The sequence below is a fragment of the Brachyspira hyodysenteriae ATCC 27164 genome, from assembly GCF_001676785.2.
In the GTDB taxonomy this organism is placed as follows: Bacteria; Spirochaetota; Brachyspiria; order Brachyspirales; family Brachyspiraceae; genus Brachyspira; species Brachyspira hyodysenteriae.
In genome coordinates this window covers 451,384-465,273 of record NZ_CP015910.2, presented here as the reverse complement: position 1 = coordinate 465,273, position 13,890 = coordinate 451,384, and the positions used below count along the sequence as shown (strand labels likewise).

The following is a 13,890-nucleotide window of genomic DNA, read 5'->3' as shown; positions in this document are numbered from 1 at the left end:
AATGAAAAAAATTATACTTTCAATAACTCTATTATTATTTTTTATATTTTCATGTTCAAGTAGTGAAAAAACTACAGATGATTCTATAGTTGTATCTTTAGGAGGAGAAGTTGCTACTATAGATCCTCACCTCAATACTGCAAGTGCCGGTACAGTTTATATTAGACATTTCTTTGAAGGTCTTATGAAAAAAGATAAGGATGGAAAAATAGTAGGAGGTATGGCCGAAAACTACAAAATGAGCGAAGATGGAATTACTTATACATTCTATCTAAGAACTAATGCAAAATGGTCTGATGGTATGCCTGTTACTGCTGATGATTTTGTATATAGCTATAGAAGATTTGTAGACCCTAAAACAGCTGCTCCTTACGCTTCACTTATGGCCCCTGTGAAAAATGCATTAAAGATATCAAAAGGCGAAGTTAATGTTGAAGAATTAGGAATAAAAAAGATAGATGATTACACCATAGAAATAACATTAGAAAATCCTACTGCATATTTCCTAGAACTTTCTGATATGTTTGTACCTGTTAGAAAAGATATCATAGAAAAATATGGAGATACTTGGGTTTCTAGTCCTGAAAGTTATATAGGTAATGGTGCTTATAGAATGACTGAAAGGGTAAGAGATGACAGAATAGTTATGGAAATTAACACAAACTATTATGATAAAGATAAAATAGTTGCTAAAAAAATTACTGTTTCAATGATAGCCGATAAAAATACTGCATTAGCTGCTTTGAGAAACGGACAAATACATTTCTCTAATTTAGTACCTGCTCAGGAAGTTGATAATCTTCAAAAAGAAGGTTTAATAGTTATGAATCAGGCTTATGGTACTGTATTCTTTGAAATGAATTTAACAAATGAAGCATTAAAAGATTCTAGAGTTAGAAGGGCATTAGCTCTTGCTATTGACAGAAACTATATAGTAGACTCAATAAATAAATCAGGTCAAAAACCTGCTGGTGCTTTTGTTCCGCCTTTAATCAGCGATTATGAAGGTGAGTTCAGAGCTAAAGGAGGAAACTATATAAGCGTACAAAGCAATGATTATCAAAAAAATATAGAGGAAGCTAAAAAATTGATGGCTGAAGCAGGATATCCTAACGGTGAAAATTATCCTGTTTTAGAAGTTTTAGTAGCAAATGACGGAAATGTTGTTATGGTTGAAGCTATACAGCAAATGTGGAAGAACATCGGTGTTGATGCTGTTATAGTACCAAGAGAATGGGCTGTTATACTTCAGAGCTTCAGAGATTTAAGCTATCAAATGGTGCTTAGCGGTTGGACAGGTGATTATAATGACCCTATGACTATGCTTGAATTATATTTAAGTTATGCTCCTAGTAATCCTGGATACAATAATCCTGAATATGATAAACTTGTAGAAGGCTCAAAGCAGATAGTTAATCCTCAAGAAAGAATGAAAGTTCTTCATGATGCTGAAAAAATACTTATGTATGATATGCCTATAATACCTATACATTACAGAGCAAATGCTTTAATGATTTCAAAACAGCTTAAAGATTATAAACTTGATCCTTTAGCTAAATATAGATTCGATTATGCATATCTGGAAAAATAATTTTTAAATTTCAATTAAATAAAAAGGAAATCAGTTAATCTGGTTTCCTTTTTTGTTAAAATCAATTACATACCCCGCCCATTAGATATAAGATCAACTTTAAATCACAATCTATAATCATATATAAGGCTGAATAAGAAAAAGCATGCCCCACCCTAGATGCTATTAGATTTATTATCAGTATAACGCACGGTTAGTAAAATTTATGATATAATAAAAATTGTATTATAAATCGATTTAAATTTTTAGATTGGCTTACCGTGCGTTGAATAGGCAAAAAATTTATCCTCCGCTTGGGTGGGATACAGAAATATCTAATAAAGTAATGAGGAATAATAAAATACATATAAAAAATAAATTAATAAATATAAAGGGCGGGGAATGAAAATAAATCTATTTTTTTAAATTTCTATAGTGAGAGATTAGCATATCATAAGGATAAAGTTTAAAAGAATCATTATAAACATTTTCTAATAGATTTTTTATTAAATTGAGTTTTTCTTTAAAAGTCTTATTTTTATCTCTTATCTTAGCAAACTCAGCAAAAAATGATTTTCTCACTATTTTCATAAAAATACTTATTCTTATCATCTCATCAAAAATATGCCCATTTGGAACTTTTAATTTTTTTATGATAATAAAGAAAATTGATAGGAAATAAAGTACAGAAGCTATTCTGATAAAATATATAATTGTAAAATCGGCACCTACTTTATCAATATAAAATCCAAATAAATTATAATACTCCCCTCTGGAGTTTAAAGCCTGAATTATGAATATAGCTAAAAAATAAGGTATTAAATACAATAGCTTTTTTATAGTCATAAAAATAGATTTTGTAAATATTATATGAAGTATAAAAAAAGCTATTGCAATATATATCAAATAATTAACTTTTATAAAAAATATAGTTATTAATAATAATAAAGCTGAAATAATATATAGTAAGTAAAACATTATTTATTTACGCGTTCAACGTAGCTGTCATCTCTAGTATCAACTTTTATTTTATCACCAATATTTATGAATAGAGGTACATTAACTTCTATACCTGTTTCAAGTTTTGCAGGTTTTAATGTAGAACCTGTAGTATCGCCTTTAAAACCTGGCTCTGTATAAGTAACCTCTAATATTACATGAATAGGGAAACGAACGGCTGTAACTTCATCATTGATATATTGTAAATCAACTTCACAGCTATCTAATAAATAATATTTACTATCACCCAAAATATCAGCACTTACATGAACCTGCTCATAGTTATCTAATATCATAAATACATAACTGTCGCCTTCTTCATAAAGGTACTGAGCTTTTTTATATGATAAATCTGCTTCTTCAACGCTTTCAGTAGAAGAAAAAGTTTTTTCTATCATATTTCCTTTAAGCATATTTTTTAATTTTGTCTTAACATTTGCCTTTCTTTGCTGTGCTCTGTGAAAATGTGCATCTACTACTAAATAAGTTTCTCCGTCTAAAATTATAGCATCGCCTTTTCTTAAATCATTTACTGGTAACATTAAAAACCCCTATAATAAAATTTATTAATTTTTAGTTTGTGAATTATATTTTATTAAAGATAAAATTTCAATATTGATAAAATTAATCATCAATACCTAATTTTTCATTAACATATTTTTTATCAAGCTCAAACACTTGTTTTTCTTTACTTTCATTAGGCATATCATACATAGCATCAAGCATAACTCTCTCAAATAAAGCTCTAAGTCCTCTAGCTCCAGTATGCTCTTCCATAGTCTTTTTAACTATTGATTTTAATGCATCATCATCTATTTTTAATTCTATATTATCATAAGAGAATAATTTCTGATACTGCTTAGTCAAAGCATTCTTAGGCTCTTTTAATATTTTCAAAAGCTCTTCTTCTTTAAGCTCTTCTAAAGTAGCTATAACAGGAAGCCTTCCTATAAGTTCAGGTATAAGCCCGTATTTAACTAAATCCTCAGTAGCAATATTTTTCATTATCTCATCATAATTTAGATTATCCATAGAATTAACTTCAGCAGCAAATCCTAAACCTTTCTTAGAAGTTCTTTCAGCAATAGATTTTTCTATATCAATGAAAGCACCTCCGCATATAAAAAGTATATTAGAAGTGTCTATATGAAGATTATCTTGATGAGGATGCTTTCTTCCGCCATGAGGAGGAACAGTAGCAACAGTACCTTCAACAATTTTTAATAAAGCCTGCTGAACTCCTTCACCTGATACATCTCTTGTTATAGAACGAGATTCGCTTTTACGTGAAATTTTATCTATCTCATCAATATATATTATGCCTTTTTCAGCTAATTTTATATCTCCATCAGCATTCTGTATAAGTCTTAAAAGTATATTCTCAACATCATCGCCTACATAACCAGCCTCTGTTACAGTAGTAGCATCAGCAATAGCAAAAGGTACATTTAAAGCCTTAGCCAAAGTTCTTGCCAATAATGTTTTACCGCTTCCTGTAGGTCCTATTAAAAGTACATTAGACTTCTCTATTTCAACATCATTTTTATCTTCAGCATTCTGAGTGATTCTTTTATAATGATTATAAACAGATACAGATAATACCTTTTTGGCATAATCCTGACCTACAACATATTCATCAAGTAAAGATTTTATTTGTTTTGGAGGCAATATCTTTATATCATAATCTTTTTCTTTAGATTTTTTCTTCTGCATATTCATATTAAAATAGTCATTTGCTATGGAAGAACAATCCGAACACAAATATCCTTCATTGCCTTCAATATATCGGCTTAATTCTTTTAATTCTCTTCCGCAAAGAGAACAAACTTCTTTCTTATCATTATTCTTTTTAGACATATCTCTCCAATATCAACTGTATTATTTTTTATAAAAATAACAATAATTTAAATTTAATTAGCATATTCTATATTATAATAAAACTATTGCAATAAAAAATTACAATAAAAAAATTAAAAATAAAAGCTAATAAACTTAATAAAAAGATTATTAGCTTTTATATATTTTAAGATTAAAAAAATTATTCTCTGCTTGAGAAAACTTTATCTATGATGCCGTAATCTTTAGCTTCTTCAGCACTCATAAAATAATCTCTGTCCATATCAGCTTCAAGTTTTTTAATATCCTGACCTGTATGATTAGCCATAATGTTATTAAGTATGCTTTTCAAACGAATAGTTTCTTTTAATTGTATTTCCATATCAGTAACCATACCTCTAGAACCGCCTGAAGGTTGGTGAATCATTATTCTTGAATTAGCAGTTGCAAATCTTTTACCTTTAGCTCCTCCTGCAAGAAGTAAAGCGCCTGCTGAAGCAGCCTGTCCAACACATAAAGTAGCAACATCAGGCTTAACATACTGCATAGTATCATACATACCTAAAGCAGCTGTAACAACTCCTCCAGGACTATTTATGTATAAAGATATATCTTTTTCAGGATCAGCTGATTCCAAAAATAAAAGCTGTGCTATAACTACATTAGCAACATCATCATTAATCTCACCGCCCAAAAATATAATTCTATCTTTTAAAAGTCTGGAATATATATCGTAGGAACGTTCTCCTCTGCTTGTTTGTTCTATTACATAAGGTATAGTCATATAATTCTTCTCCATTTATACATTACCTCTCTAATTACCTATTAACCGCGATTAATTATTATTAATATCCGCCCCATATATCGCTTTCTTCAGGTTTAAATTCACCTGCATCTTTTTCTGAAACATTTACATGCTCTTTAACATAATCCATTATAGCTTCAGAAGTTGCTCTAGTATGAGCATCACGCATTATATAATTAACTATATTCTGCTGTTCTTCTTTTGGAAGTTTAGAAAGTCCCATATAGCTTTGATATTGATACATTCTATTAGCATATTCTTTGGCTTTTTCCTCATTCACTGTTATAGAATCTTTATAAGTTTCTGAAAGCTTAGCCATAATCATATCAAAAGTTATTTGTTTTCTTACATTTTCTTCATATTCTTTTTTGATATCATCATCTGTTTTAGCAACAGAAATTAAGAAATCAGTTTTACTCATTCCTCTGCTGGACATAGATCTGTCAAATTCATTTAAAGATATTTCAAGTTGTTCTTCAAAATAACCTTTAGGAAGAGTAATATTAACTAATTCTATTAATTTATTGAATAATGTATCATTAATAAGTTCGCTGTTAGCTCTGTCTTCTGCTCTTTTTGCTAAATGTTCTTTTAATGATTCTTTTACTTTTTGTCTGTCTTCTTCTTTAGAATCATCTTTCATATCTGGTTTTTCTACTTTTACTATATTCATTATTAGAGTAGCTTCTCTTCCATCAACAAAAGTTTTAAGAAGTTTTTTATCATCTTTTTTTACGCCTACAGCATTTTTAGCAAAAATACTTTCATTTTCATCATCGCTTGCAACTACTGTAAGTTCTTTATCATATTTTTTATTTTCATCATCATCGAATTCTATTTTAACAAAAACTCTGTCTCCAAGTTCAGATTTCAAATCGCTTTCTTCAAAATGAGAAAATCTTTGAAGAGAAAGTTTATAAGCTTCCTCTACAACATTATCATCAATTATATATTTATTTTTTTCAACATTTATAGAAGCCAAATCAGGCAAGTCAAATTCAGGTATAGGATAATATTCATAATCAAGATGAAGTCCGTCATCTTTCTTATCTAAATTAAGAAGTTTAGGAGTACCTAAAGCCTTAACATTTTTTTCATCATGATAAGTATTCCAAGCATCTTCTATCAAAACTTCATTAGTAGCACCCTCTAAAGCCTCTCTGTATCTTGAAAGTATAATATTATTAGGAGCATGACCTACTCTAAAACCTTTAACATTAACTCTAGGCTTATAATACTCTATTTGCTTTTCTAATTCTTTATCATAAGCATCTTTGGAAATAGTGATTTTTAATGTAACTAAATCTTTTTCATCTGTTGAAGTTTCAAAATTTAAATCTTTAATATCCATTTTAGCAATACCTTTTTAAATAAAAATAAAAAAAATAACCCCAATAGAAAAAAATACATCTATTGGGGTTTATTAATGAGCGGGAAACGGGACTCGAACCCGCGACAGTCTGCATGGCAAGCAGAAACTCTACCAACTGAGTTATTCCCGCATAGACATTAAAAGAAATATAACATTAAATATAAAAAATGTCAATAGTCAAGAATAAAAATATATTATAAAATTCACTTAACTCTAAAATCCAATATAGCTTTTTAAAAATTTACCAACTCCATCCTCATCATTAGTCAAACATATACAATCAGCCCTTCTTTTTAATTCTTCTTCCGCATTTTCCATAGCAACTCCCACACCGGCATATTCTATCATTTCAATATCATTATAATTATCTCCGAAAGCTATAACTTCATCTCTCTTTATACCTTTTTGAGAGCATATCCATTTTAAAGCACTGCCCTTATTAATACCAGATGACAATACTTCCAAAAAATTTGTATGGGAAAAACAAGTATGAACATTAAAATTACTTCTTATATCATTCTGAAGTCTTTCAAGTTCTTCTCTATCGCCTATAAATACCATTTTATTGAACTCAAAATTCTCAATGTTTTCCAAACCAATAGCTATATTATTAACCTTTTCTTTTTCTATGTATTTTTTTAAATAAAAATCAGGCTCTGAAGCTATATGCATATTTCTTCTATAAAGATGCAAATAGACATCATATTTATCGTAAATATCTATAATAGATTTTGATATTTCAGAATCTATAACTTTATCATATATAAAATTTCCGTCATTATCTATTATAGCAGCGCCATTGAATATTATAGAATCATTATTATTAGCTATGATATCTTTATAATTTTTCATACCGCTTAAAGATCTTCCTGTAGCAAGTATTATTTCTATGCCGTTTTTCATAAGAAATTGAAAAACATCTTTATTATAATCGCTTATAGCACTGCTGCTATTAAAAAATGTACCGTCTAAATCTGTTGCTATTAATTTTATATTACTATTAATCATATGAATATATTATCATAAAATTGATCAAAAACAAGTATTTTATAATAATAAATCATCTTCTGTTTTTTTATAATTTGATTTTATAGGCTCAAAAGAATATCTATGCATATCGCTTGGTCCATACATTTCTATAGTTTTCATATGCTCTTTAGTTCCATATCCTTTATTTTTTGAAACTTTATATTTTTGATAAAAATCCGGAAGTTCATTCATCATTCTATCTCTATATACTTTAGCAACTATACTTGCACAGCCTATACTATATGATTTGGCATCGCCTTTAGTTATGGAGCATTGCTTTATATTAATATCTAACTTTACAGCATCTATTAATAATATATCCGGTTTAATATTCAAATTATTAACAGCATTAACCATAGCAAGTTTTACAGCATTATAAATATTTATTTCATCTATAGTTTTTGAATCAACAGAATAAATACTATAGCATAAAGCTTTATCTATAATTTTATCATAAAGCTCTTCTCTTTTTTTAGCAGATATTTTTTTTGAATCATCAATCTCTTCAACTATATTTTCTTTTTTTAATTCATTTTCATTATAAAGTTCTAATGGCATTATAACAGCAGCAACTGTAACAGGTCCGAATAAACATCCTCTGCCTACTTCATCAATGCCGCATATATATTTATATCCCAATGATAAATATTCTTTTTCATAAACAAATTTATCTGCTTTATTATCTAAAAACATATCCATATATAATTCATCTTCATAAAAAATTACAGCAATTGATATGCTAAAAATATCACAACTATAATTGCAAAAATAGAAATAGATAATATAGTAACATCGCTTATTTTTTTATCTAACCTCTTAATATCCTTAGCTACTCTACTATCATTAGTATCTCTGCATATCTCCTCTTTATTTTTCACATATCTAACATGCTCAGAATTATTAGTAACACTATTAATTTCAGGTCTTCTATTTACTGCATCAAATAACTGTTCGTACCTTATATTATTTTTATTCAAAATATTATTTACAGCCTTTATAAACTCATCAGTTTTTGATTCCTGATTATCTAATCTTTTATTTATTAAATTAGCAAATTCTTCAAAATCAGAATTATTAGGATTATATTGATAATCTTTATTTGCAAGTTTATTAACTTCATCTTCCAAATCTTTATAATGCTTTCTTAAATCTGATAATTCTTTGAAATTTTTAAGGTTCTGCTCTAACATTATGCTGTTGTAATTAGCATTGTTCTTTTCTATTTTCTCATCGATTTTTGAATCAATATCATTATTATTATGAGGTAATGACTCATCTTGATTATTGAAATTTTCTATTCTGCTTTCTAATTTACTTATCAATTCATCATATTTCAAAATATTTTCATTAATAGAATTTTCTAAATCTTTATGTCCTTTTCTTAAATCTGACAACTCTTTGAAATTTTTAAGATTCTGCTCTAACATTATACTGTTGTAATTAGCATTATTCTTTTCTATTTTCTCATCGATTTTTGAATCAAAGATATTATTATTGTTATCATTTTGCAATAACTCTTCTTTAAGATTATTAAAGTTTTCTATTTTACTTTCTAACTGACTTATTAAATCATCATATTTTGCATTATTGCTTAAAATAGAATCCTCTAAATCTTTCTGAACTTTTTTCAAACCTGACAGCTCTTTGAAATTCTTGAGATTCTGTTCTAGCATTATGCTATTGTAATTAGCATTATTCTTTTCTATCTTTTCATCGATCTTTTCTTCAATGTTATTAGATAGTTCTTCTTTGAGATTATTTAAATTCTCTTTTTCTTCTTCCAAGAATTTACTTTGTTCATCTTTAATTTCTTCTAATCTAGTGTTTAAGCTGTCTATTTCTTTTTTATTTTCTTCTAAATAAGAAGATAATTTATCATCTATATTTTTTATTAACTCATCATACTTGGCATTATTTTCATTTATAGAATTTCCTAAATCCTCACAACTCTTTTTAACATCTGAAATCTCTTGAAAATTCTTTAAGTTCTGCTCTACCATTAAACTGCCATAACTAGCATTACTTCTCTCTATTTTCTCATCTACAATATTAGATAATTCTTCTCTAAGATTATTGAAATTTTCTTTCTCTTCTTCTAGGAATTTATTCTGCTCTACTCTTGCATCTTCAAATTTGTTATTTAAGCTGTCTATATCTTTTTTATTTTCTTCTGCTTTATTTTCTAATTGATTGATTAATTCTTCATATTTTGTATTGTTTGATAAGATAGAATCTTCTAAATCTTTATGACCTTTTCTTAAATCTGAAAGCTCTTTGAAATTCTTAAGATTCTGCTCTAGCATTATGCTGTTGTAATTAGCATTGTTCTTTTCTATCTTCTCATCAATCTTTTCTTCAATGTTATTAGAAAGCTCTTCTTTAAGATTAGTTAAATTCTCTTTTTCTTCTTCTAAGAATTTACTTTGTTCCTCTCTTACTTCTTCTAATCTAGTATTTAAACTGTCTATATCTTTTTTATAATCTTCTGAATAACCTTCTAATTTATCATTGATGCCATTAATATTATTTAGAACTTCTTCATATTTTGTATTATTTGATAAAATAGAATCTTCTAAATCTTTATGACCTTTTCTTAAATCTGAAAGCTCTTTAAAATTCTTAAGATTTTGCTCTAGCATTATGCTGTTATAATTAGCATTGTTCTTTTCTATCTTATCATCAATTTTTTCTTCAATGTTATTAGATAGCTCTTCTTTGAGATTATTTAAATTCTCTTTTTCTTCTTCTAAGAATTTATTCTGTTCCTCTCTTACTTCTTCTAATCTAGTATTTAAGCTGTCTATATCTTTTTTATGATCTTCTGAATAACTTTCTAATTTATCATTGATGCCATTGATATTATTTATTACTTCTTCATATTTTGTATTATTTGATAAGATAGAATCTTCTAAATCTTTATGACCTTTTCTTAAATCTGAAAGCTCTTTGAAATTCTTGAGATTCTGCTCTAGCATTATGCTGTTATAATTAGCATTGTTCTTTTCTATTTTCTCATCGATTTTAGAATCAACATTATTAGATAGTTCTTCTTTGAGATTATTTAAAGTTTCTTTTTCTTCTTCTAAGAATTTACTCTGTTCCTCTCTTACTCCTTCTAATCTAGAATTTAAGCTGTCTATATCTTTTTTATTTTCTTCTGTTTTATTTTCTAACTGATTGATTAATTCATCGTATTTTATATTATTCTCATTTACTGAAGCATAAACTGTATTAGAGATATTTTCTTTTATACTCTCTTCCAAATCTTTCTGACCTTTTCTTAAATCTGAAAGCTCTTTGAAATTCTTGAGATTTTGCTCTAACATTATGCTGTTATAATTAGCATTATTTTTTTCTATTTTCTCATCAATCTTTTCTTCAATGTTATTAGATAGTTCTTCTTTCAGATTATTTAAAGTTTCTTTTTCTTCTTCTAAGAATTTATTCTGTTCTTCTCTTACTCCTTCTAATCTAGAATTTAAGCTGTCTATATCTTTTTTATTTTCTTCTGTTTTATTTTCTAACTGATTGATTAATTCATCGTATTTTATATTATTCTCATTTACTGAAGCATAAACTGTATTAGAGATATTTTCTTTTATACTCTCTTCCAAATCTTTCTGACTTTTTCTTAAATCTGATATCTCTTTAAAATTCTTAAGATTTTGCTCTAGCATTATGCTGTTGTAATTAGCATTGTTCTTTTCTATTTTCTCATCGATTTTTGAATCAACATTATTAGATAGTTCTTCTTTGAGATTATTTAAAGTTTCTTTTTCTTCTTCTAAGAATTTATTCTGTTCTTCTCTTACTCCTTCTAATCTAGAATTTAAGCTGTCTATATCTTTTTTATTTTCTTCTGTTTTATTTTCTAACTGATTGATTAATTCATCGTATTTTATATTATTCTCATTTACTGAAGCATAAACTGTATTAGAGATATTTTCTTTTATACTCTCTTCCAAATCTTTATGACATTTTCTTAAATCTGAAAGCTCTTTGAAATTCTTGAGATTCTGCTCTAGCATTATGCTGTTATAATTAGCATTGTTCTTTTCTATTTTCTCATCGATTTTTGAATCAACATTATTAGATAGTTCTTCTTTGAGATTATTTAAAGATTCTCTCTCCTCTTCTAAAAACTTATTCTGCTCTTCTCTTACTTCTTCTAATTTAGTATTTAGACTATCTATATCTTTTTTATTTTCTTCTGTTTTACTTTCTAACTGATTGATTAATTCATCGTATTTTGTATTATTCTCATTTACTGAAGCATAAACTGTATTAGAGATACTCTCTTTTATACTATCTTCTAAATCTTTCTGACTTTTTCTTAAATCTGATATCTCTTTAAAATTCTTAAGATTCTGCTCTAGCATTATGCTGTTGTAATTAGCATTGTTTTTTTCTATTTTCTCATCAATTTTTGAATCAACATTATTAGATAGTTCTTCTTTAAGATTAGTTAAAGATTCTCTCTCCTCTTCTAAAAACTTATTCTGCTCTTCTCTTACTTCTTCTAATTTAGTATTTAAACTATCTATATCTTTTTTATTTTCTTCTTTTGATTCTTCTAATATAGTATTGAATTTCTCCAACTCTCTTCTGTATTTCAATGAATTATCTGACAATTTATTATTAATATCATTTATTAAATCATCATATTTTAGACTATTTATACTTACTGTATTATCTATTCTCTCTACAATATCTTTTAAATCTGAATGATCTTTCTTCAAAGCATCAATCTCATTATAATTTTTTAAATTCTGATCCAACATTAATGTACTGAATTGATTTTCTGCTGTGGAAAGTTTTTCATCATATATAGATTTATATCTTTCCATTTGTTCATTAATATCTTTTATATCAATTAGTATATCTTCATAATTTTTCTTTAAATTGCTTTTTTCTTCTTCAAAAAATTTGACATTATCTTCTTTTGATTCTTCTAATCTAGCATTTAAGTCATATATTTCTTTTTTGTATTCTTCTGAATAAGTATTTAATTTATTATTGATATTATTTATAGCTTCATCATATTTCAAATTATTTTCACTTATAGAAGCATTAACTATATTAGAAATATTTTCTTTTATGCCATCTTCCAAATCTTTCTGACTTTTTCTTAAATTAGAAATCTCTTTGAAATTTTTAAGATTCTGCTCTAACATTATGCTGTTATAATTAGCATTATTTTTTTCTATCTTCTCATCAATCTTTTCTTCAATGTTATTAGATAGCTCTTCTTTAAGCTTAGTTAAATTTTCTTTTTCTTCTTCTAAAAATTTAATATTCTCTTCTTTTGATTCTTCTAATTTGGTATTTAATATATCTATCTCTTTTTTATATTCTTCTGAATTGGAATCTAATTTATTATTAATATTATTTATAACTTCATCATATTTTAAATTATTTTCACTTATAGAAGCATTAACTATATTAGAAATATTTTCTTTTATGCCATCTTCCAAATCTTTCTGACTTTTTCTTAAACTAGAAATCTCTTTAAAATTCTTAAGATTCTGTTCTAGCATTATGCTGTTATAATTAGCATTATTTTTTTCTATCTTCTCATCAATCTTTTCTTCAATGTTATTAGATAGCTCTTCTTTGAGACTAGTTAAATTTTCTTTTTCTTCTTCTAAAAATTTAGTTTGCTCTTCTTTTGATTCTTCTAATTTAGTATTTAATATATCTATCTCTTTTTTATATTCTTCTGAATAAGTATCTAATTTTTCATTGATACTATTAACATTATTGACAATATCATCATATTTTGCATTATTATCATTAACAGAATTTTCTAAATCTTTCTGATTTTTTCTTAAACTAGAAATTTCTTTAAAATTTTTAAGATTCTGTTCTAACATTATGCTGTTATAATTAGCATTGTTTTTTTCTATTTTGTCGTCTATTTTATCATCAAAACTATTAGACAATTGTTCTTTTAATTCATTTATAAGTTCATCATATTTTGAATTATCTTTATTTATAGTTTCTGCTGCAGATTTTAAAAACTCTTCATTTTGTAAAATTTCTTTAACAATATTTTCCTTTTCTTCATCTGTTATCTTATCATCAGAAAAAATATTTTCTATATCTTTTTCCAACTTATCTAGTCTTTCAGAAATATTTACAATTTTATTATCAAGTGATTGCTCATCATTTTCAATTAAATCTTTTTTTGTCATATCATCATTTGCAGCCATTTAAATATTCCTTATAATTATATTGTTATGTTTAATAAATAGATAAAATAAAAACCTAACACTAAAA

General features: G+C 26.5%; 9 protein-coding genes and 1 tRNA gene. 1 reads left to right on the top strand and 9 read right to left on the bottom strand.

The annotated features are described in order from the left end of the window. Position 1 precedes the first annotated feature (1 nt). Positions 2-1,591, top strand: a complete 1,590-nt coding sequence (locus BHYOB78_RS02140; protein WP_020064335.1) for a peptide ABC transporter substrate-binding protein — start codon at positions 2-4, stop codon at positions 1,589-1,591. A gap of 393 nt (positions 1,592-1,984) precedes the next feature. Here BHYOB78_RS02140 and BHYOB78_RS02135 read toward each other — a convergent pair whose 3' ends face one another. The 9 genes from BHYOB78_RS02135 to BHYOB78_RS02095 form a co-directional block, all read right to left on the bottom strand. After that, the gene (locus tag BHYOB78_RS02135; RefSeq protein ID WP_020064336.1) at positions 1,985-2,548 is read right to left on the bottom strand and encodes an energy-coupling factor transporter transmembrane component T family protein; all 564 of its coding nucleotides are present in this window, start codon (positions 2,546-2,548) and stop codon (positions 1,985-1,987) included. Further along, on the bottom strand, positions 2,548-3,111 hold the full coding sequence (efp, locus tag BHYOB78_RS02130; RefSeq protein WP_012671711.1) for an elongation factor P: 564 nt from the start codon (positions 3,109-3,111) through the stop codon (positions 2,548-2,550). Before efp ends, BHYOB78_RS02135 begins: the two co-directional genes overlap by 1 nt. Positions 3,112-3,193: 82 nt before the next feature. Next, positions 3,194-4,426, bottom strand: a complete 1,233-nt coding sequence (gene clpX / locus BHYOB78_RS02125) for an ATP-dependent Clp protease ATP-binding subunit ClpX (protein ID WP_012671710.1) — start codon at positions 4,424-4,426, stop codon at positions 3,194-3,196. Positions 4,427-4,607: 181 nt separating this feature from the next. Continuing rightward, positions 4,608-5,189: an ATP-dependent Clp endopeptidase proteolytic subunit ClpP gene (clpP, locus tag BHYOB78_RS02120; RefSeq protein ID WP_020064337.1), complete on the bottom strand. Its 582-nt coding sequence runs from the start codon at positions 5,187-5,189 to the stop codon at positions 4,608-4,610. A 61-nt stretch (positions 5,190-5,250) separates the two neighbouring features. Next, on the bottom strand, positions 5,251-6,561 hold the full coding sequence (locus BHYOB78_RS02115; protein ID WP_012671708.1) for a trigger factor: 1,311 nt from the start codon (positions 6,559-6,561) through the stop codon (positions 5,251-5,253). A 78-nt stretch (positions 6,562-6,639) separates the two neighbouring features. Continuing rightward, positions 6,640-6,712: transfer RNA gene (locus BHYOB78_RS02110), tRNA-Gly, on the bottom strand. 83 nt (positions 6,713-6,795) lie between these two features. Then, positions 6,796-7,590: a Cof-type HAD-IIB family hydrolase gene (locus tag BHYOB78_RS02105; RefSeq protein WP_020064338.1), complete on the bottom strand. Its 795-nt coding sequence runs from the start codon at positions 7,588-7,590 to the stop codon at positions 6,796-6,798. Between the two features lie 39 nt (positions 7,591-7,629). Further along, positions 7,630-8,310 (bottom strand): ribonuclease HII, encoded by a 681-nt coding sequence (rnhB, locus tag BHYOB78_RS02100; protein ID WP_012671706.1) that lies wholly within the window; start codon positions 8,308-8,310, stop codon positions 7,630-7,632. A gap of 23 nt (positions 8,311-8,333) precedes the next feature. Next, on the bottom strand, positions 8,334-13,823 hold the full coding sequence (locus BHYOB78_RS02095; protein WP_244269316.1) for a hypothetical protein: 5,490 nt from the start codon (positions 13,821-13,823) through the stop codon (positions 8,334-8,336). Positions 13,824-13,890 lie beyond the last annotated feature (67 nt).